The organism is Pseudomonas mucoides (genome assembly GCF_015461845.1).
Classification (GTDB): Bacteria; Pseudomonadota; Gammaproteobacteria; order Pseudomonadales; family Pseudomonadaceae; genus Aquipseudomonas; species Aquipseudomonas mucoides.
The window spans coordinates 1314757-1334989 of sequence record NZ_JACOPW010000001.1; the positions used below are offsets into that span (position 1 = coordinate 1314757).

Annotated in this window: 17 protein-coding genes; 10 read left to right on the plus strand and 7 right to left on the minus strand. The window is 61.0% G+C overall.

Annotated features, from left to right (window positions below):
* Nucleotides 1-2614, minus strand: a 2614-nt coding sequence (locus H8F22_RS06215; protein WP_194939845.1) for a retention module-containing protein, incomplete at its 3' end; no start/stop codon positions are given.
* A 594-nt stretch (nt 2615-3208) separates the two neighbouring features.
* Between H8F22_RS06215 and H8F22_RS06220 the strand changes: the two genes are divergently transcribed.
* The 3 genes from H8F22_RS06220 to H8F22_RS06230 are packed head-to-tail and all read left to right on the plus strand — an operon-like array spanning nt 3209 to nt 8122.
* Nucleotides 3209-4567, plus strand: a complete 1359-nt coding sequence (locus tag H8F22_RS06220) for a TolC family outer membrane protein (protein WP_027925804.1) — start codon at nt 3209-3211, stop codon at nt 4565-4567.
* An 18-nt stretch (nt 4568-4585) separates the two neighbouring features.
* Nucleotides 4586-6745, plus strand: coding sequence for a type I secretion system permease/ATPase (locus H8F22_RS06225; protein WP_027925805.1), 2160 nt, complete (start codon nt 4586-4588; stop codon nt 6743-6745).
* A gap of 9 nt (nt 6746-6754) precedes the next feature.
* A complete protein-coding gene (locus H8F22_RS06230) occupies nt 6755-8122 on the plus strand; it encodes an HlyD family type I secretion periplasmic adaptor subunit (RefSeq protein WP_027925806.1) in 1368 nt (455 codons plus the stop codon).
* A 131-nt stretch (nt 8123-8253) separates the two neighbouring features.
* On the opposite strand, the gene H8F22_RS06235 is transcribed toward H8F22_RS06230, so the two are convergent.
* Entirely contained in the window at nt 8254-8850 is a 597-nt protein-coding gene (locus H8F22_RS06235; RefSeq protein WP_027925807.1) for a tRNA-uridine aminocarboxypropyltransferase, read from the minus strand.
* Between the two features lie 3 nt (nt 8851-8853).
* A complete protein-coding gene (locus H8F22_RS06240; protein WP_007945995.1) occupies nt 8854-9747 on the minus strand; it encodes a LysR family transcriptional regulator in 894 nt (297 codons plus the stop codon).
* 359 nt (nt 9748-10106) lie between these two features.
* Between H8F22_RS06240 and speB the strand changes: the two genes are divergently transcribed.
* The 6 genes from speB (at nt 10107) to H8F22_RS06270 (ending at nt 15717) form a co-directional block, all read left to right on the plus strand.
* Entirely contained in the window at nt 10107-11057 is a 951-nt protein-coding gene (gene speB, locus H8F22_RS06245) for an agmatinase (RefSeq protein ID WP_027925808.1), read from the plus strand.
* Between the two features lie 9 nt (nt 11058-11066).
* On the plus strand, nt 11067-11489 hold the full coding sequence (locus H8F22_RS06250; RefSeq protein WP_194939846.1) for a YybH family protein: 423 nt from the start codon (nt 11067-11069) through the stop codon (nt 11487-11489).
* A 54-nt stretch (nt 11490-11543) separates the two neighbouring features.
* On the plus strand, nt 11544-13055 hold the full coding sequence (locus H8F22_RS06255; RefSeq protein WP_027925810.1) for a purine-cytosine permease family protein: 1512 nt from the start codon (nt 11544-11546) through the stop codon (nt 13053-13055).
* 164 nt (nt 13056-13219) lie between these two features.
* Entirely contained in the window at nt 13220-14599 is a 1380-nt protein-coding gene (locus tag H8F22_RS06260; RefSeq protein WP_027925811.1) for a sodium:solute symporter, read from the plus strand.
* Between the two features lie 85 nt (nt 14600-14684).
* Nucleotides 14685-15410, plus strand: a complete 726-nt coding sequence (locus H8F22_RS06265) for an MBL fold metallo-hydrolase (RefSeq protein WP_059181409.1) — start codon at nt 14685-14687, stop codon at nt 15408-15410.
* 55 nt (nt 15411-15465) lie between these two features.
* Nucleotides 15466-15717 carry a phosphopantetheine-containing protein gene (locus H8F22_RS06270; protein ID WP_027925813.1) on the plus strand — a complete coding sequence of 84 codons (252 nt, stop codon included), beginning with the start codon at nt 15466-15468 and terminating at the stop codon, nt 15715-15717.
* A 206-nt stretch (nt 15718-15923) separates the two neighbouring features.
* Here the strand turns inward: H8F22_RS06270 and H8F22_RS32870 are convergent, their stop codons facing one another.
* Together H8F22_RS32870 and ptrR are read right to left on the minus strand one after the other, a co-directional pair.
* Nucleotides 15924-16052, minus strand: a complete 129-nt coding sequence (locus H8F22_RS32870) for a PA1414 family protein (RefSeq protein ID WP_003184145.1) — start codon at nt 16050-16052, stop codon at nt 15924-15926.
* Between the two features lie 139 nt (nt 16053-16191).
* On the minus strand, nt 16192-17085 hold the full coding sequence (gene ptrR / locus H8F22_RS06275; protein WP_027925814.1) for a putrescine utilization regulator PtrR: 894 nt from the start codon (nt 17083-17085) through the stop codon (nt 16192-16194).
* Nucleotides 17086-17188: 103 nt separating this feature from the next.
* On the opposite strand from ptrR, the gene H8F22_RS06280 reads away from it, so the two are divergent.
* Complete coding sequence (locus H8F22_RS06280; RefSeq protein WP_059181410.1) at nt 17189-18370, plus strand: MFS transporter; 1182 nt, start codon at nt 17189-17191, stop codon at nt 18368-18370.
* Here H8F22_RS06280 and H8F22_RS06285 read toward each other — a convergent pair.
* Together H8F22_RS06285 and H8F22_RS06290 are read right to left on the minus strand one after the other, a co-directional pair.
* Nucleotides 18315-19247, minus strand: coding sequence for a DMT family transporter (locus H8F22_RS06285; protein WP_059181411.1), 933 nt, complete (start codon nt 19245-19247; stop codon nt 18315-18317). The two genes, H8F22_RS06280 and H8F22_RS06285, sit on opposite strands and share 56 nt — an antisense overlap.
* Nucleotides 19248-19344: 97 nt before the next feature.
* On the minus strand, nt 19345-20181 hold the full coding sequence (locus H8F22_RS06290) for a CvfB family protein (RefSeq protein ID WP_027925817.1): 837 nt from the start codon (nt 20179-20181) through the stop codon (nt 19345-19347).
* Nucleotides 20182-20233: the final 52 nt, after the last annotated feature.

Consider the following 20233-nt stretch of genomic DNA (forward strand, 5'->3'; position numbering starts at 1 on the left):
TCGGGCCGGCATTTTCGCCGACGGTCACACGGTCAGCGCCTTGCACGTCGTTGGTCAGCACGTTGCCGTTCAGCGTCAGCAGGGTTTCCGACGCGGTGCCGGCGTTGCTGTCGTCCACGCCTTTGGGCAGGTCGTCGACGATGTTCACATCGAGCGTGCCATTGGCGGTGGTGCCGTTGTCGTCGACCACGGTGACGGCGAATTGCTCAGGCAGGGTGTTCGCGCCATTGCCGGTTGGGTGGGCTTCGTTGTCGGCCAGTGTGTAGCTGTAACTGACCACGCCGGTGGTGGCGTCGAACCCGGTGATGGTCAGCGTGCTGCCCAGCGGGGTGGTGATGGATTGCGGGAAGCCTGACGACACACCGCCGACCACCACGTTGATGCCGCCAACGCTCAGGGTTTGCACACCGTCGAGGGCGGTGATGGTGAAGGTGCCGCTTTGGGTCAGCGCCGGAGCATCGGGGCTGCTGCCGTCGCCGAGGTTTTTCTCATAGACGGTGAGTTCGCCGCCGTTGACGGTGAGGCCATCGATGGTCACCGGATCGTCGTTGTTGTGGATCTGCAGCACCAGCGTGGCGGTGCTGGTGTCGCCGTCCGAATCGGTGAGGGTGTAAGTGAAATTCTCGGTGCCGTTGCCGCCGCCGTGCAGCGCTTTGAAATCGGCATCGCTGGTGTTCAGGGTGTAGGTGTAGGTGCCGTTGGCGTTCAGCACCAAAGTGCCGTAAGTCCCGGCGAATGTGCCCGGGGTGATCGGGCCGGCATTTTCGCCGACGGTCACACGGTCAGCGCCTTGCACGTCGTTGGTCAGCACGTTGCCGTTCAGCGTCAGCAGGGTTTCCGACGCGGTGCCGGCGTTGCTGTCGTCCACGCCTTTGGGCAGGTCGTCGACGATGTTCACATCGAGCGTGCCATTGGCGGTGGTGCCGTTGTCGTCGACCACGGTGACGGCGAATTGCTCAGGCAGGGTGTTCGCGCCATTGCCGGTTGGGTGGGCTTCGTTGTCGGCCAGGGTGTAGCTGTAACTGACCACGCCGGTGGTGGCGTCGAACCCGGTGATGGTCAGCGTGCTGCCCAACGGGGTAGTGATGGATTGCGGGAAGCCTGACGACACACCGCCGACCACCACGTTGATGCCGCCAACGCTCAGGGTTTGCACGCCGTCGAGGGCGGTGATGGTGAAGGTGCCGCTTTGGGTCAGCGCGGTGGAATCCGGTGAGCTACCAAGGCTCAGGTTTTTCTCGAAGACGGTCAGTTCGCCGCCCTCGATATTGAGGCCACCAATCGTCACCGGATCGTCGTTGTTGTGGATCTGCAGCACCAGGTTGGCGGTGCTGGTGTCGCCATCAGCATCCGTCAGCGTGTAGGTGAAGGTTTCCGTGCCGCTACCGCCGCCGTGCAGCGCTTTGAAATCGGCATCGCTGGTGTTCAGCGTGTAGGTGTAGGTGCCGTTGGGATTGAGCACCAGGGTGCCGTAGGTGCCGGTGAAGGTGCCGCCAATCACCGGGCCGCTATTGGGGCCCGTGGGAATGCGGTCGGCACCCTGGGTGTCGTTTGGCAGCACGCTGCCGGTCAGGGTCAGCAGGGTTTCCGACGCGGTGTTGGCGTTGCTGTCATCGACAGCCTTGGGCACGTCGTCAGTGATGTTGACGTCGAGCGTGCCGGTGGCGGTGTCGCCGTTGCTGTCGCCGGCCACCACGGTGAACTGTTCGCTGAGAGCGTTGGCGCCGTCGCCGGCCGAATGGGTTTCGTTGCCGTTGAGGGTGTAGCTGTAACTCACCACGCCTGTGGCCGGGTTGTAACCGGTGATGGTCAGGGTGTTACCCAGTTGCGTGGTGATCGACTGCGGAAAGCCAATCGCCACGCCACCGGTGATCACGTTAATACCGCCGATGCTCAAGCTGCTCAGCCCGTCCGGCGCCGAAATGCTGAACGTGCCGTTCTGGGTCAATGCGCCCGGATTGCTCGCTGAGCCGTCGGCCAGGTTGGCTTCGTTGACGGTCAGTTCGCCACCCGCCACCGACAAGCCATCGAGCGTGACCGGGTTATTGACCGGCGTTGGTGGCGGAGCGATGACGGCCGGGGTGCCGTCGGCGTTCTGCTGGACATCGGCGTTATGGCGTTCTTCAGGGAATTCAGGAATACCGCCAAATCCAGCGGTCGGGAAGCCAATCGTCGGATCGACCTTCCCGCCCACTTCTTCAAGCATGACAAAACTGTGACCACCGCCCTGCGCACCACTGGGCGCCCCTGTGAAGCTCGGCCCGGCCGCAGTGGCTTCACCGGTTTGCGTCGGGTCAGCGCCCGCCGCGATGGCTTTTTGCAGTTGCTCGACATCGGTCAGTTGCGCTTCGCTCGGTGTGACCGCTTCTGAAGTGCCGAGGTGCGGCGACTCGTTGGCGAGGAGATGCGGGTCCATCTGCATGCTGCTGCCACGCCCGAGGGTCAGTTCCTTGCCATTTTGCAGATGGACCGCCACCGCGCCTTCGGCCCCCGTGACCAGTTGATCGCCAGCGAACAAATGATCGCCCTCGATCACCGCGCGCCGGGTACCGTCGCTCGCGACCACGAACACCTGACCAATGACTTTACTGACGATACCGATGAGCGTAGCCATGTGCATTTCCTCCGCTGCCAACCGCTGTCGGCATCCTGTTTTTAGCGAAGAATGTGCTCATGGTTTGAAAGCAGGTGGCTGCGCGGATCGCCTGCAGGACGCGTTTACCTGAGTAAGCCGCTGCCCTGGCGATGTCCTCGCCCAGCGTGTCGCTCACCGGCAACATCGGCGACTGCGGGATAAACCCCTCTGCAATCAATGGCTTCGAAGGCCCAATTGCGTCGCACTTGCCCGGTGAGCGATGCGTAACGATCCTGACTCATCAAAGTGACAAAAAACCGTCACCACAACTCGTTACGCGTCCCTCCCCTCCAGCACTTCTCCGCCCTATGTCGATAAGTGGATGGAACTTTTCCTGAAACCTTTGAAAGCTCCCTAAAGCTCGTAATTCAAAGGCTTTCGTATTGAACAATGTGCTGGATTTTGCTGACGGCATAAGTTTTTTTTGGCATAAGGGTTATGAGAAAAATTTCTTAGCTATTCTCTAGAATGTTCTTAGCTCTGTTGTTACAAGGGTGAAACGGTTTTACCTATAAATGCCGTCAAATAATTGGCGACTGATAAGCACCATCAGGAATTCAGGGAGATGCACCCATGCGCGTTTTAACCCCCCTCTGCAGCGCGGTTCTGCTGGCCATGGCCTGCACTTCCGGCGCTCAAGCCATGTCGTTGACCGAGGCAATCCAGAGCACTATCGCAACCCATCCGGAACTGGCCTCGCGCGTGGATTCGCGCCTGTCCGCGGATGAACAGGTGAAAGTGGCCAAGGGGGGCTTTTATCCATCTGTTGATCTGAACGCCGCCTACGGGCGCGGGTACAGCGATAACACCAACACCCGGGCATTCGGCAATCACCACACCGAAATCCTCAACTACACCCAGTCGGAACTGCGCCTGCGGCAGATGCTGTTCGACGGTTTCAACACCGCGAACGAAGTCGAACGCACCAAAGGCGTGGTCAACTCCCGGGCCTATTACGCTCAAGGCACCGCTCAGGACCTGGCGCTGCGCACCATCGAGGTCTACCTCGAAGTGCTCAAGCGCCGCGAACTGGTGACCCTGGCTACCAACAACCTGCAAGCGCACTTGCGCGTCAACGACCAGATCGGCCTGCGCACCCAGCGTGGCGTCGGCAGCAACGCCGACTCCGATCAATCCGGCGCTCGCCGTGCACTGGCGCAAAACAACCTCGACACCGCCGAAGTCGATCTGGCGGACGCCGAGTCGAACTTCGCCGCCGTTGTCGGGCGCCTGCCCGATGAGCTCGAAACACCGCCGTCGACCCGCGGTGAACTGCCCACCTCCCTGCAAGAAGCCCAGCAGAGCATGGTGGAAAACAACCCATATCTGAAATCCGCCCAGGCTGACGTGCAATCGGCTGAGAGCCAGTACGAAGTTGCCAAGTCGCCGTTCTACCCACGCTTCGACGCCGAAGCCGCCGTGGGCGCGAACAACAACGTGCAAGGCGATGAAGGCCACGACAACGAGTGGCGCGTGGGTGTGGTGATGAACTACAACCTGTTCCGCGGTGGCAGCGACAAGGCACGCCTGGCGTCCGATGCGCACCAGATCAACCAGGCCATGGACATCCGCAACAACGCCCTGCGCCAACTCAACGAGAACATTCACCTGGCCTGGAACGCCATGGTCAATGCGAAGAAACAAACCCCGACCGCACGCGAATACGCTGAGACCAGTAAGCGAGTGCGCGTGGCGTATCAGGACCAGTTCGGTCTCGGTCAACGCACGTTGCTCGACTTGCTCGACAGTGAAAACGAGCTCTACAACGCCAACCGTCGCTACACCGAAGTGCGCTACACCGAGGAATACTCGATGTACCGCGTGCTGGCCAGTATGGGTGAATTGCTGAGCAAGCAACGGGTGGTGTTGCCCGCCGATGCGATCGCCGCTACCGAAGTGAAGAACGAAGCCCGTTTGCCTGAACTGAAGTAGCTCACTGGAGCGATCAATGTGACCAGCATGGAATCCGGCAACACCGGTGTCGATCCGCGGCTGAGCTTCGATGACCCGCTTCTGGACGGTCTGTTGATCCTCTGCAAACTCCACGGCGCGACGGTCAGTCGCGCCAGCCTGAGTGCGGGGCTACCGCTGCACAAACAGCGCCTGAGCCTGGACCTGCTGCCCCGCGCAGCGGCCCGGGCCAGTTTGCAGGCGCGACTGCTGCGCCGGGAACTGGGGGATATTTCCGCCCTCAACCTGCCGGTGATGCTGATCCTCAACAACGGCCGAACGGCCATCCTGCGACGCTTTGGTGACAACGGTCAGGTGCTGATCCTGCCCAGCGAAGCCGACGGTGGCGAACAATGGGTCAGCCGTGAAGAGCTGGCCGAAAATTACAGTGGCCAGGCCTTGTTTGCCCGGCCACGCCATGAACTCGAAGACTTGCGCTCGCCCCTGGTGCCGCGCGTCGAAGCGTGGTTTCGCGACACGCTGAAACTGTCGAAGTGGCTGTACAGCGATGCGATCCTGGCGAGTTTCCTGATCAACCTGCTCGGGTTAATGGTCCCTCTGTTCGTCATGCAGACCTACGACCGGGTGGTGCCAAACCAGGCCACCTCGACCTTGTGGGTGCTGTCGATCGGCCTGCTGATCGGCACCGGCTTCGAACTGGTGTTGCGCGTTGTGCGCGCCCATTTGCTGGACACCGCCGGCAAGAAAACCGACGTGATCCTGTCAGCGACCTTGTTCGAGCGCATCACTGGCATGTCGATGAAAGCCCGCCCGGCGACCATCGGCGGCTTTGCCCAAAGCATTCATGACTTCCAGGGCCTGCGCGAGTTTCTTACCGCGGTCACCCTGACCAGCCTGATCGACCTGCCCTTCGCCGTGTTGATGCTGGTGGTGATCGGTTTGCTCGGCGGCTGGCTGGTGGTGATTCCGCTGCTGGCGTTCCCCATCACAATCATTTTCGCGATGATGATCCAGGTGCGCCTGCGCGACACCGTGCAAAAAAGCCTGAGCCTGGGCGCCGAACGCCAGGCCTTGCTGATCGAAACCCTCGGCGGCCTGGAAACCCTCAAGGCCTGTAGCGCCGAAAGCGAGCGCCAGCACAAATGGGAAAGCACCCACGGCGCCCTCACCCGCCTCGACAGCCATGCGCGCAACCTCTCGGCGCTGGCCACCAACGGCACCTTGTTCATCCAGCAGTTCTCCGGCATGGCAACGATTGTCGCCGGGGTCTACAGCATCATCGCCGGCAACCTCAGCGTCGGGGCGCTGGTGGCGACCTACATGCTCGGCAGCCGCGTACTCGCGCCGCTGGGGCAGATTGCCGGGCTGATCACCCGCTACCAGCAAGCGCAGCTGACCATGAAAAGCACCGATGCGCTGATGGGCCTGCCGCAGGAGCGCGACGCCAAACAGCGGCCGCTGGAACGCACACAACTGCAAGGCGCGATCGAAGTCAGCGGCGTGACCTTCCACTACAACGGCCAGAACGCGCCAGCGCTGTCCAACGTCAGTTTCAGCATGAAGCCGGGCGAACGCATCGGCATCATCGGACGCAGCGGTTCGGGCAAAAGCACCCTGGCGCGTCTGGTCATGGGGTTCTACGCACCGGAAGAGGGCCAGTTGCTGCTTGACGGCCTGGACCTGCGGCAACTGGACGTCGCCGACCTGCGCCAACAGATCGGTTACGTCGCCCATGACCTGCCCTTGCTGGCCGGCAGCCTGCGCGACAACCTGACGCTCGGCGCCCGCTACATCAGCGATTCACGGATGCTCGAAGTGGCCGAGTTGACCGGCGTCACCGAACTCGCCCGCCAGCATCCGCAAGGGTTTGATCGCCCGGTCGGCGAACGCGGGCAATTGCTGTCCGGAGGACAGCGTCAGGCGGTGTTGCTGGCACGGGCCCTGTTGCTCGACCCGCCGATCATGCTGCTCGACGAACCGACCAGCGCCATGGACAACAGCAGTGAAGATGTTCTGCGGCAGAAGCTCCACACCTGGGTCGAGGGCAAGACCTTGTTGCTGGTGACGCACCGCACCTCGATGCTCAGCCTGGTGGATCGACTGGTGGTGCTGGATAACGGACGGATCGTCGCTGACGGTCCCAAAGAAGCGGTCATCGATGCACTGCGCAAGGGCCGCGTCGGCTCTGCGGCTGTCTAGGAGCTACCCATGGCCCGTTCATCGTCCGACACCTCCAAGGACCGCGGCTACTTCGGCAGCTTCGGCAAAACCGCCGAGAGCGAGTTCATGCCGGAAACGGCCGGTGCCTCGTTGCAGGATTCCCCGCGCTGGTCGCGCATTACCGTGTGGCTGGCTGCCGGGCTGATTATCAGCGCGGTGGTGTGGGCCAAGTTCGCGGTGCTTCAGGAAGTCACCATGGGCGAAGGCAAGGCGATTCCGTCGAGCAAGGTCCAGGTGATCCAGAACCTGGAGGGCGGCATCGTCACCGAGATCTTCGTGCGCGAAGGGCAAATGGTGAACAAGGGCGATACCTTGTTGCGCCTGGATGACACGCGATTTCTGTCGAACAAAGGCGAAAGCGAAGCGGATCGTTATGCACTGACCGCGCAGGTTGAACGCCTGTCGGCGGAAGCGGAAGGACGCCCCTTCAAACTGTCAGAAGAAGTGATCGCCAAGGCCCCGCAAGTGGCGGAAGACGAGCGCTCGCTGTACGAACAGCGCCAGCGTCGACTCGCCAGTGAGCAGCGCACGCTGAGCGAACAACTTCGGCAAAAAACCCAGGAACTGGCAGAGTTCCGCTCAAAACAGGGGCAATTCAGCTCCAGCCTGGCGTTGCTGCAACAAGAGATGAACATGTCCACGCCGCTGGTGGGCACCGGCGCGGTATCACCGGTGGAAATCCTGCGCCTCAAACGCAGTGCGGTGGAGATTCGCGGTTCATTGAACGCAACGACACTGGCGATTCCCCGGGCGGAATCGGCGATCAACGAGATCAAGAGCAAGATTGACGAGTCGGAACAATCCTTCCGTTCCGACGCAGCGAAAGAACTGAATGAGAAACGCACTGACCTGTCGAAAATCACGGCGTCGAGCATCGCCATCGATGACCGCGTGACGCGCACGACGGTGGTGTCGCCGGTGCACGGGATTATCAAAGTGCTGAAGGTCAACACCATCGGCGGCGTGGTCCAGCCCGGCAGTGACATGGTGGAAATCGTGCCGCTGGAAGACAACCTGTTGATCGAGGCCAAGGTGCGGCCGCAGGACGTGGCGTTCCTGCATCCGGGGCAGAAAGCGATGGTGAAGTTCAGTGCGTATGACTACACGATTTATGGCGGATTGAGCGCCAAGCTCGAACTGATCGGCGCCGACACCATCACCGATGACAAGGGCAACAGCTTTTATCTGATTCAGGTGCGCACGGATAAAAACCACTTGGGCGGGGATGTGAAACCGCTGCTGATCATTCCGGGGATGGTGGCGACAGTGGACATTATTACGGGTGAGAAGAGCGTGCTGGATTACCTGCTCAAACCGGTGTTGAAGGCCCGGACTGAGGCGATGCGCGAGCGGTAGTCTCTGGCTTGGGTTTGCGGTGACTGTTTCACCGCCAGCGCGAGCAAGCTCGCTCCCACACTGGATCTGTGTCGTTCACAAATCCCCTGTGGGAGCGAGCTTGCTCGCGATGAGGCCCTTAAATTCAGCGATCATTTCGGCCCATGATTACGCTGGAACGTCTCCTCCCCCATCGCCGCAATCTGCCCCTCGATCAACGCCTCGAACGGTTTCAACAACGGCTCAAACGAGCCCGGCGCTTCCAGCGTTTGCAGCGCCTGAACAATTGCCTCCACCGTCGACAATGCCCCCGGCCCCGGTGCCTTGCGCAGTCGGTATCGTGACACTCCACCCTCCGCCAACGTCACCCTCGGCAACGCCGCCAACAGCGGATTGAGGTGCAGCATCTTGCGCGCCTTGCGCCAGGTGCCGTCCGGAACCACCAGCAATAGCGGCTCGTCAGTCGCCGTATACGTTTGCATCGGCTGCGCGTGCTCACCCGGAAACAACAACCGTGCCTGATAACCCGGTTGATTCAACAACGCCGGCAAATCTTCGAACACCTCGCCGACAATCAGCTCGGCATTGTTCAAGCCCAACGCTGCCAACCGGGCCGTGTTGAGCGCGTGATTCACTTCGCTCGGATGCTGTAACAGCAGCACCCGGGTGCGGCTGTCGAGGCTCGGGATCAGCGCGCACAAACAATGAGTTTGCGGACGCAGGCAACGGGGACACTGGATTCTGGACATCGATCAAGCCTGATTCAGTTGTGCTTTGAGCAAATCGCGGAAGGTCTGGATCAGCGGTTCGCGGCTGCGGCCACGGCGCACGATCATCGAGAACGGCGCCTGATAACCAAAGGTCGCCGGCAGCAACACACGCAAATCGCCCTTGTCCGCCCAGGCCTGGGCGTAGTGTTCCGGCAGGTAGCCGATGTAGGCACCGGACAGCACCAGGATCAGCTGCGCTTCCATACTCTCCACCGTGGCCGCGCTGTGTTTGAAACCGTGTCGCGCCAGTTCCGCCTGGCTCCAGTAACCCCGGCCGACCATGCGTTGCTGGGTGATGACTTGCTCGGGGATACGCCGCTCGGTGAACAGCGGATGACGGCTGCTGCAATACAGCCAGTGCTGTTCGCGGTAGAGCGGCATGTAGACCAGGCCGCTCATGCGCGTGGAGAACGCGCCGATGGCGAGGTCGAGGCGATTGTCCTGCACGCCGAGTTGCAATTCGTAAGGGCTCATCACCGACAAATGCAAATGCACGGCCGGGTGTTCCTGGCTGTAGGCGCCGATGGCTTCGGCGAAGGGCAACGCTTTGTCACTGACGGTGGAGTCGATCACGCCGAGGTTCAGGGTGCCGCGCAACTCGCCCTTGAGGGCGGCGGCGTATTGCTCGAAGCCTTCGAGCTCGCCCAACAGACGCAGGGTTTCCTGATGGAACAGTTCGCCTTTGCTGGTCAGGCTGAACCCACCGCGACCGCGATGGCACAGCACCAGGCCCAGGGCCGCTTCGAGCTGGCTCATGTAGGTGCTGATGGCCGACGTCGAGAGGTTGAGCTCTTGCTGGGCGTTGGCGAAGCCCTGATGGCGGACCACGCTGACGAAGATGCGCAATAGTTTCAGGTCGGGTAAAGCGTTGGCCATGGGGGCTCCGTTTGCAAGGTCATGCGTGTTGCGCTTTTGTGGCGAGGGAGCTTGCTCCCGCTGGGTTGCGAAGCGGCCCTACAACCATTCACCTCGTAGTGTCAGACGGACCGCATCAGCCGATTTTACGACTGCTGCGCAGCCGAGCGGGAGCAAGCTCCCTCGCCACAGGAGTGCGGCACATGGCCGCAAGTCTATCGTCGTGCCAACCATTAGTTTAGAAAAATCTGAACTAAGTATTTGCCCGTAGCGATTCTTCCCGGCCACTACATTTCGCAGAATCGGCCTCCAACGGTGCCTGTGTCTGTCCTGACCTGTGCAACCGACATAAATAAAACAACGACGATGAGGCCCTACCCGTGGACAAGATTCTTCACCAACCACTGGGCGGTAATGAAATGCCGCGCTTCGGCGGCATCGCCACCATGATGCGACTCCCCCACCTGGATACCGCTGCCGGCCTGGACGCTGCCTTCGTTGGCGTGCCACTGGACATCGGTACCTCACTGCGCCCCGGCACCCGCTTCGGGCCTCGCGAAATCCGCGCTGAATCGGTCATGATCCGCCCATACAACATGGCGACCGGCGCGGCGCCGTTCGATTCGCTGTCGGTGGCTGACATCGGCGACATCGCGATCAACACGTTCAACCTGCTGGACGCGGTACGGATCATCGAAGAGTCCTACCACAAGATCCTCGAACACGATGTGATCCCCCTGACCCTGGGCGGCGACCACACCATCACCCTGCCTATCCTGCGTGCCATCCATAAAAAGCACGGCAAGATCGGCCTGGTGCACATCGACGCTCACGCTGACGTGAACGATCACATGTTCGGCGAGAAAATCGCCCACGGCACCACCTTCCGTCGCGCCGTCGAAGAAGGCCTTCTGGATTGCGACCGCGTGGTGCAAATTGGCCTGCGCGCTCAGGGCTACACCGCTGACGACTTCAACTGGAGCCGTAACCAGGGCTTCCGTGTGGTTCAGGCCGAAGAGTGCTGGCACAAATCCCTGGCCCCATTGATGGCCGAAGTTCGCGAGAAAGTCGGCGGCGGTCCGGTGTACCTGAGTTTCGACATCGACGGCATCGACCCGGCCTGGGCACCTGGCACCGGCACCCCGGAAATCGGTGGTCTGACGACCATTCAGGCAATTGAAATCGTTCGCGGCTGCCAAGGCCTCGACCTGGTCGGGTGCGATCTGGTAGAAGTCTCGCCCGCTTATGACACCACCGGCAACACCTCACTGCTGGCCGCCAACCTGCTGTACGAAATGCTCTGCGTACTGCCTGGCGTGGTCCACCGCTGAGGATTGGTCATGAACGAACGTGATCAGGTGCTGAAAGCCGCCACCGATCTGGTGTCCGCTTTCGCCCGTAACGATCGCGAAGCCTACTTCGGTGCGTTCAGCACTGATGCCAGCTTCGTCTTCTACACCCTCGAGCAGCCTTTGCTGTCGCGCGATGCCTATCAGGCGTTGTGGGACACCTGGCGCTCGGAGGATGGCTTCGAGGTGCTTTCGTGCACCTCGAGCAACGCCTTCGTCAGCCTGCAGGGTGACGTGGCGATTTTCATCCATGACGTGGCCACCGAGCTGCGCATGCAAGGGGAGCAACACTTCAGCCAGGAGCGCGAGACGATTGTTTTCAAAAAACAAGCGTCTGGCCAAGAACAACAAGGCCTATGGCTGGCCTGCCACGAACATTTGTCCGCGATGCCGGAAGGGCTGCCAACCCCTTAGCCAAACAGGTGACGCTCACGCACGATGAGCGCGCCTTTATGATCGGAGCTGATCATGAATAAAAACAACAACGACCAAAGCCTTACGCACATTGAAACCTACGGGGTCGAACAGATCCCCGACAGCGAACGCACCGCAGGCCCGACGGATTTGTTCCGGATGATCTTCGGTGGTTCCAACACCTTTGCCACCGCCGTGCTCGGCAGTTTCCCGGTGCTGTTCGGCCTGTCGTTTCAGGCCGGTGTGCTGGCGATTGTGCTGGGCGTGCTGCTGGGCTCGCTGATCCTTGCACCCATGGGCCTGTTCGGTCCGATCAACGGCACCAACAACGCCGTGTCGTCGGGTGCGCACTTCGGCGTGCACGGGCGGATCGTCGGTTCGTTCCTCTCGCTGTTGACCGCCATCGCGTTCTTCTCGCTCTCGGTATGGAGTTCGGGTGATGCGCTGATCGGTGGCGCCAAGCGCCTGATCGGCCTGCCGGAAACCGACCTGACCCTGGGCCTGGCCTACGGCCTGTTCGCGATTCTGGTGCTGACCGTTTGCATCTATGGCTTCCGTTTCCTGCTGTGGGTCAACAAGATCGCGGTGTGGAGCGCCAGCCTGCTGTTCCTGCTGGGTGTCTTCGCCTTCGCCGGTCCTTTCGATGTGAACTACGCCGGCACCGTCAGCATGGGTCAGCCAGGTTTCTGGGCCGCGTTTATTGGTGCTGCACTGGTAGCGATGAGCAACCCGATTTCCTTCGGTGCGTTTCTCGGTGACTGGTCGCGCTACATCCCGCGTGACACACCAAAAGGCCGGATCATGGCGGCAGTGGTGATCTCGCAGATCGCCACCTTCATCCCGTTCCTGTTTGGCCTGGCCACCGCGACCATCGTGGCGATCAAGGCACCGGACTACATCGCCGCCAACAACTATGTCGGCGGCTTGCTGGCTGTCTCGCCGAGCTGGTTCTTCCTGCCGGTGTGCCTGATCGCAGTGATCGGCGGCATGTCCACCGGCACCACGTCGCTGTACGGCACCGGGCTGGATATGTCCAGCGTGTTCCCTCGCGTGCTGTCGCGGGTCAAGGCCACGCTGCTGATCGGTGTGATGTCGATTGCCTTCATCTTCATCGGGCGCTTTGCGGCGAACCTGGTGCAGAGCGTGTCGACCTTCGCCGTGCTGATCATCACCTGCACCACTCCATGGATGGTGATCATGATCATCGGCCTGGTGGTGCGTCGCGGCTTCTATTGCCCGGATGACCTGCAAGTGTTCACCCGCGGCGAGAAAGGTGGCCGCTACTGGTTCACCCACGGCTGGAACTGGCGTGGCCTGGGTGCCTGGATCCCGAGCGCGGCCATCGGCCTGTGCTTCGTGAACCTGCCGGGGCAGTTTGTCGGACCATTGGGCGAAATGGCCGGCGGTATCGACATCAGCCTGCCGGTCACCCTGGGCCTGGCCTCGCTGGTGTACCTGGCGCTGCTGAGCCTGTTCCCGGAAACAGCCGCGGTGTTTGGCCCGAATGATTCACGCAGCAAGGGCAGCCACACCATGGCAAAGCCTGAACTCCGTCAGCCCGCCTGACACTGATCCAACTGTGGGAGCGAGCCTGCTCGCGATGACGGCAGCACATCCAACATTGATGTGACTGCAAGACCGCTATCGCGAGCAGGCTCACTCCCACAGAGGGATGCCCTACAGAAATACTTTTGCTTCACCATAAAAAAGACAATCGGAGACACGCCACAATGGCTTTGGATTTATTCGTCGTACTCATCTACGCCGCCGCGATGCTGATACTCGGCTACTACGGCATGCGCAAGGCCAAGACCAACGAAGACTTTTTGGTCGCCGGTCGCAACCTCGGCCCGAGCCTGTACATGGGCACCATGGCCGCCACCGTTCTGGGTGGCGCGTCCACCGTCGGCACCGTGCGTCTGGGCTACGTCCATGGCATTTCCGGTTTCTGGCTCTGCGCGGCCCTCGGTTGCGGGATCGTGGCGCTGAACCTGTTCCTCGCCAAACCGCTGTTGAAGCTGAAGATCTACACCGTTACCCAGGTCCTGGAAAAACGCTACAACCCGATGGCCCGCTCCGCGAGCGCGGTGATCATGCTGGCGTACGCGCTGATGATCGGCGTGGTTTCGATCCTCGCCATCGGCACCGTCCTGCAAGTGCTGTTCGACCTGCCGTTCTGGGTCTCGGTACTGGTCGGCGGTGGCGTGGTAGTGATCTACTCGGCGATCGGCGGCATGTGGTCCCTGACCCTGACCGACATCGTCCAGTTCGTGATCAAGACCGTCGGCCTGATGTTCATCCTGTTGCCAATCTGCCTGTACCGCGTTGGCGGCTGGGATGAGTTGGTGTTGAAACTGCCGGCCACGGCCTTCAGCTTCACCACGATTGGCTGGGACACCATCATCACCTACTTCATGATCTACTTCTTCGGGATCCTGATTGGCCAGGACATCTGGCAGCGGGTGTTCACCGTCAAGAGCGCCAAGGTGGCTCAAGTCGCCGGTACGTTCGCAGGCGTCTACTGCATCCTTTACGGCCTGGCCTGCGCCCTGATCGGCATGGCCGCTCACGTACTGATCCCGGACCTGGACAACGTCAACAACGCCTTCGCCGCCATCGTCAAACTGTCCCTGCCGGACGGCATCCGTGGCCTGGTGATTGCTGCTGCCCTGGCGGCCATGATGTCCACCGCCAGCGCCGGCCTGCTCGCCGCTGCCACCACCCTGACCGAAGACCTGCTGCCGAAACTGCGCGGCGGTAAACACTCGAGCCTGGGCATGAACCGCCTGTTCACCCTGTTGACCGGCCTTGTCGTACTCGGCATCGCTCTGGTCGTGAACGACGTGATCAGCGCCCTGACCCTGGCGTACAACCTGCTGGTAGGCGGCATGCTGATCCCGCTGATCGGCGCGATTTTCTGGAAACGCGCCACCACCGCCGGCGCTATCGCCAGCATGGGCATGGGCTTCGCCACTGCGCTGGTGTTCATGTTCAAGGACGGTCTGGATGCCAACTCGCCGATCTACTACAGCCTCGCCGTAGGTCTGGTGGCGTTCGTGGTGGTGAGCTTGATGTCCCGCCGCCCGGCAGTGCTGGCCAGCGCCGCCTAAGCTGAACATAACGACTTGATGCTTTCTTCGACGGGTGTGGCGTCGGTTGCCACACCCGTTTTTTTTCGTCTGAAGGAAACTGCTTATGAAGATCGTCAGCCGCGATCAGTGGTTCGAAGTCAAACAGCTCAGCGACGGCATTCGCCTGATTCACGAGCCGTACATTCGACCTTTCTATCGCTGCAACCTCTGGCACGTTCAGGGCCGCGACAAGGACCTGCTGCTGGACAGCGGCTCGGGACTGGTCAGCCTGCGCGAGCAATTGCCGTGGATCACTGAACGGCCGCTGGTGGCGGTGGCGAGTCATTGCCATTTCGACCACATCGCCGGGCATCACGAGTTTCCTGAACGGCTGGTGCACCCGGCTGAGGCCGACATCCTCGCCGCACCGGACGGCGACAACGATTTGAGCAAGGCCTTTGTCGGCGACGACATGTTCGAGGCTCACCCCGATTGCCCGCTGTGCTACGCCGAATACCGGGTCAAGGCTGCGCCGGCCACGGGTCTGATTGAAGAAGGTGATGTGCTGGATTTGGGTGACCGCGTGCTGCAGGTACTGCACACACCGGGGCATTCACCGGGCGGCATCAGCCTGTATGAAGCGGCGACGGAGACGCTGTTCAGCGGCGACATCATCTATGACGGACCGCTGATCGAAGACGCTTACCACTCCAACCTCGATGCCTACGCCCGCAGCTTGCAACGCTTGCGTGCCTTGCCGATCCGCACAGTGCATGGCGGGCATTTCGGCAGTTTTTCCGGTGAGCATTTGCGCACGATGATTGACGAGTGGCAGCGCTCACACGGCTGAAGCCTGCTGTACTCAAGCGCAGGGACAACAACAATAACGCCCTCCAAGAGCAACCATGAAAAGAGCTGCCGTTCGCCTCGCCGTCCATCAGTTCATCAGCCGCTTGCTGGAGGGCCGCGATGACTTCAGCGACGACGCCAGTCTGGTGGAGTTGGGATTGGATAAAGCGGACATTGAAGACCTGATCTTCCATCTGGAAGATGAACTGGGGTTGACGGCGTTTACGGCGGAAGAAGACCGGATGCTCAAGACCGCCAGGACGGCGAATGATTTGAGTCGGTTTTTGCTGGAGATCGGGCGGCATTGAGTGTGCCCGGTCTCTGAAATTCAGCTGACCCCTGTAGCAACTACCGAGCACCGCGAGGCTGCGTTCGGCGCGAGTCGCGTTCGGACGGAGCCGTCGGTGGAGTCAGGTTTCGACGTGAGTCAGGTAGATCGTGCATGCAGGATTTACGGCTGCTGCGCAGCCGAACGCTGCCTCGCGGTGCTCGACAGCTGCTACATGCGTCGCGATTACCGGCGGCGCGGCTGGCGTCGGCGCTGTTCGTCGTCCGTCCGAATAGGCACAGGTTGCAGAGGCGGTTCGATCAAACCGAGTGCAACACCCAAGTCGTGCAGCCAGTTTTGGATTTTCTCTTTCATGGTGCCCCCTTCAGGGTAGTGCCGAGCGACCGGAATTCTGAGGCCGCTTCGCACTGATAATAGTCCGAAGTCCTACGCAATGCTCATCAAAAGTCGCAATGATCTGTTACTGAATTGAACAAAATACCTGACCGTTCGTTCAGGCAATCGCCTGGGCTTCAACCGGCGCCCACGGATAGACCGTTCGCTGCTGCTCGATCCACGCATTCAAATTGGCCCCGACCATGCCCTTGCGCCACATCAGCCACGTCGTCGCGCGGGCGAACGGCTCGGCCAGCGGGTGCGCCGCGACACTCTCACGGCCCGGCAGGCTGGCAAGCATCGACTCCGACATCAACGCCACGCCTGAGCCGGCAATCACGCATGCAAGCATTCCTGGATAGGATTCGATCTCCATCGCCCGGCCCATCGCTGCATGGTCGTGGGCGAACCAGGCCTCCAGGCGCATGCGGTAGGAACAGCCCTGGCGGAACGTGAACACCGAGCGCCCTTCCACATCCAGCGCGCTGCGCACCGGCGGGTGATCGGCCTCCGTGATCAGCACCAGCCGTTCGTCGCACAAGGGCACGCCGTCAAGCCCCGCGAGCTCCAGTGGGCCGTCCACCAGCGCCGCATCCAGCCGGCCGGTGAGCAGGCCTTCAAGCAATTCACCGCTCGGCCCGGATTGCACTTGCAGGTTTACCGCCGGGTACGTGCGGTGATAACCCGCCAACAATGGCGGCAGATGAATCGCCGCCGTGCTGTACATGGTGCCGAGCACAAAGTCCCCGGCCGGTTGCCCACCCTGCACGGCTGCACTGGCTTCGTCATGCAGGGCGAACAGCTTGGCGGTGTAGTCCAGCAGGACTTTTCCTGCAGGCGACAACTGCAAACGCTGACGCTCGCGGACGAACAGTTCTACGCCGAGTTGCTCCTCGAGTTGTTTGAGACGCGTCGACAGGTTGGACGGCACTCGATGCAATCGCTCGGCGGCACGGGTGATCGAACCCTCCTGCGCCACGGCCTGGAAGATCCGCAATTGGCTGAACTCCACGATCTTCTCCAAATCAGAACAAGTTACTCACTATTATTCATTTTAAAAGAAAGTCAATCAGTCCTAGCCTGACGGTCATTGATCCTTTGCCGGAACTCAGACCATGTCTCCGTTGATTCGCTTAACCGCCAGTTTTATCGCCCTGATGATGGCCATGGGCATCGGGCGCTTCGCCCTCACCCCGCAAATGCCGCACTTGCTCAGCGAAGGTCAGATCGACCTGACCGCAGCGGGCCTGATTGCCGCCGCCAATTACCTGGGCTACTTCGTCGGCGCATTGGATGCGATGTTCTCGCGCAAGCCGGCGCAAGTCCGTCAGCGCTTGCTGGGCGGGTTGTGGCTGTGTGTGCTCCTGACCCTGGCGTCGTTCTGGGCCAACGGGTTCTGGTCGCATCTGCTGCTGCGTTTCGGCACCGGCGTGGCCAGCGCCTGGGTGCTGGTGATGATCACCGCGCTGAGCCAGCCATTAGCGGCCGCAGCCGGTCGTCCACGGCTGGGCGCATTGGTGTTTGCCGGACCGGGCCTGGGGATTTTTCTAACGGGTTTGTTGGCTTTAGGGTCGAACTTGCTGGGGCAGACCTCCGCGACGCTGTGGCTGGTGTATGCCGGCGTAGCGCTGGTGATGCTGCTGGGGATTCTGCCGTTCCTGCCACAACCTGCGGAAACGGTGGCGGCTGCGCCCGTCGCCGCCACATCGAACAATCAGGGCATCGCTCGATTGGGCGTGATCTATGGCTTGTACGGTCTGGGTTACATCATCCCCGCCACATTCCTCTCACAAATGGCCAACGCGCAGTTTCATGGGCAATGGCAGGCTGACCTGTTCTGGCCGTGCTTCGGCCTGGCGTCGGCTGTCGGAGTGTTGCTGGTGAGCCTGCGTCGACAATCCCCGAATGGCACACGCCATTGGCTGATGATCACGTTGTGGCTGCAAGCTGTCGGGGTCTTCGCGTGCCTGTTGGGCAGCGGAACGGGTCTGGCGTTGGGCGTGCTGCTGTGTGGCACGCCATTCCTGGCCTGCATGCAACTGGTGATGCAACGCTCCCGCGAACTGGCGCCCCACGCCACCCAGCGCAACGCCGGGCTGCTGACCGCATGCTTCGCCGTGGGACAGCTCAGTGGGCCGTTGCTGGCCGCCCTGAGCAGCCATTTCAGTGGCGGTTTGCAGCCCGCGCTGGTGGTTGCCGGCGGCGGATTACTGATCGCCGGCGGCCTGTTGCTGCGCCCGCTCAGTACTGCCCGAGGGCTTTGCGCAAACGACGGCGCACCCACTGCTCAGCGCTGACAAAAGTGATCCCGAGCAAGACCAGCACAGCACCGATGACGAAGTTGAGGCTTAACGCCTCGCCCAATAACACCACGCCGAACGTGACGCCGAACAGTGGCGTCATGAACGAAAACACCGCCAGGTTCGCCGCCAGATAACGCCGCAACAGCCAGAACCAGGTCAGGTAACTGAAGAACGACACCACCAACCCCTGAAACAGCACGCTGGCCACCGCCACGGTGGTCAGGCTGACGTGAGTGACCTGGCCGCTGAGAATCGCGATCAGCATCAGGCCGAAGAAACCGACGATCAGTTGATAGAACAAGGTCAGCGTCACCGGCGCTTCCGACAGCCGTGAAGCGCGCACCACCACCGTGGTTGCCCCCCACGCGGCGCCGGCCAGTACGCCCAGCGCATCGCCCAGCAACATGCGGTGATCGAGGTTATCCCAGGACACGCCACCGGCAAACGCGATGGCGATCCCGACAAAGGCGAGGAAAATCCCCAGCCACTGCACCGGCCTCAAACGCTCACTCGGCAGCAACCAATGCACGCCCAGCGCGGTGAAAATCGGCGCGGTGTAGAGGAAAACCGACATGTGCGCGGCCGTCGTCAGTTGCAGGCCTTCAGAAATGAAAAAGAATTCCAGGCCAAACAGCGCGCCGGCCAGCAAACCGCCGCGCCAGGTTGCGCCGACCTGATCCCAGCCGCCTTTCCAGCAGATCAGCAAGCCGACGAGCACTGCGGACATGCCAGACCGCCCCGCCGCCTGCATGACCGGCGCGATGTCCGGTGCCGCCCACTTGATCATTACCTGCTGCACGCCCCAGATCAGGCACAACCCGATCATCACCTGCAGGGCAAACCCGTCGGCGCTACGCCGGCTGGCGCTCACTGTGACACCTCGACAACACAATCCATGGCAGAAACCCGGTAGTCAAAAAGCAAAGCCCGGCACGGGGCCGGGGCTTTTCATTACTGTTGGTGCAGGGTCAGCTTAGTTCAATGCGATCCGCATGAATGACGATCTGGCCATTCTTGTACAGCGCACCAATGGCCTTCTTGAAGTTGCCCTTGCTGACGCCAAACATACTGGTGATCACCGTCGGGTCGCTCTTGTCGCTGACCGGCAGGGAGCCGTTGTTTTCACGCAACTTGGCGAGGATCTTCGAGTTGAGGCTGGTGGCCGCTTCTTCGCCCACCGGTTGCAGGCTCAGGCTGATCTTGCCGTCGGCACGGACTTCTTTGATAAAGCCCTTCTCTTCTTTGCCGGCGCGCATGAACTTGAAGATTTCGTTCTTGTGGATCAGGCCCCAGTGCTTGTTGTTGATGATTGCCTTGAAGCCCATGTCGGTCGCTTCGGCCACCAGCAAATCAACTTCCTGGCCCGGGGTGTAGCTGGCCGGCGTCTTGTCCAGATAGCGGTCCAGACGCGCGGTCGCGGTGATGCGACGGGTGTGCTTGTCGAGGTAGACATGCACTACCACATACTCACCGGCGGTCATCTGGCGTTTTTCTTCGGAGTACGGCAGCAGCAGGTCCTTCGGCAGACCCCAATCCAGGAACACGCCGATGCTGTTGACTTCAACGACTTTCAAACTGGCGAATTCACCGACCTGAACTTTCGGCTTTTCGGTAGTTGCGATGAGTTTGTCATCGCTGTCCAGATAAACAAAAACGTTGAGCCAGTCTTCATCTTCGCTGGGAATATCTTTGGGGATATAACGATTAGGCAAGAGGATTTCACCCTCTGCCCCACCGTCCAGATATAAACCGAAGTTAGTGTGTTTAACCACTTGCAAACTGTTGTAACGCCCGACTAAAGCCATTTCAAATACCCTCATTACGTGGGCGGCATTCTACCCGGTTTTGCGGGCGACG

What these genes read in the sequence shown, in the direction of transcription:
- H8F22_RS06220 (WP_027925804.1), top strand. Translation starts at nt 3,209, where the DNA reads ATGCGCGTTTTAACCCCCCTCTGCAGCGCGGTTCTGCTGGCCATGGCC.
- H8F22_RS06230 (WP_027925806.1), top strand. Translation starts at nt 6,755, where the DNA reads ATGGCCCGTTCATCGTCCGACACCTCCAAGGACCGCGGCTACTTCGGC.
- H8F22_RS06235 (WP_027925807.1), bottom strand. Translation starts at nt 8,850, where the DNA reads ATGTCCAGAATCCAGTGTCCCCGTTGCCTGCGTCCGCAAACTCATTGT.
- H8F22_RS06240 (WP_007945995.1), bottom strand. Translation starts at nt 9,747, where the DNA reads ATGGCCAACGCTTTACCCGACCTGAAACTATTGCGCATCTTCGTCAGC.
- H8F22_RS06250 (WP_194939846.1), top strand. Translation starts at nt 11,067, where the DNA reads ATGAACGAACGTGATCAGGTGCTGAAAGCCGCCACCGATCTGGTGTCC.
- H8F22_RS06255 (WP_027925810.1), top strand. Translation starts at nt 11,544, where the DNA reads ATGAATAAAAACAACAACGACCAAAGCCTTACGCACATTGAAACCTAC.
- H8F22_RS06260 (WP_027925811.1), top strand. Translation starts at nt 13,220, where the DNA reads ATGGCTTTGGATTTATTCGTCGTACTCATCTACGCCGCCGCGATGCTG.
- H8F22_RS06265 (WP_059181409.1), top strand. Translation starts at nt 14,685, where the DNA reads ATGAAGATCGTCAGCCGCGATCAGTGGTTCGAAGTCAAACAGCTCAGC.
- H8F22_RS06270 (WP_027925813.1), top strand. Translation starts at nt 15,466, where the DNA reads ATGAAAAGAGCTGCCGTTCGCCTCGCCGTCCATCAGTTCATCAGCCGC.
- H8F22_RS32870 (WP_003184145.1), bottom strand. Translation starts at nt 16,052, where the DNA reads ATGAAAGAGAAAATCCAAAACTGGCTGCACGACTTGGGTGTTGCACTC.
- H8F22_RS06280 (WP_059181410.1), top strand. Translation starts at nt 17,189, where the DNA reads ATGTCTCCGTTGATTCGCTTAACCGCCAGTTTTATCGCCCTGATGATG.
- H8F22_RS06290 (WP_027925817.1), bottom strand. Translation starts at nt 20,181, where the DNA reads ATGGCTTTAGTCGGGCGTTACAACAGTTTGCAAGTGGTTAAACACACT.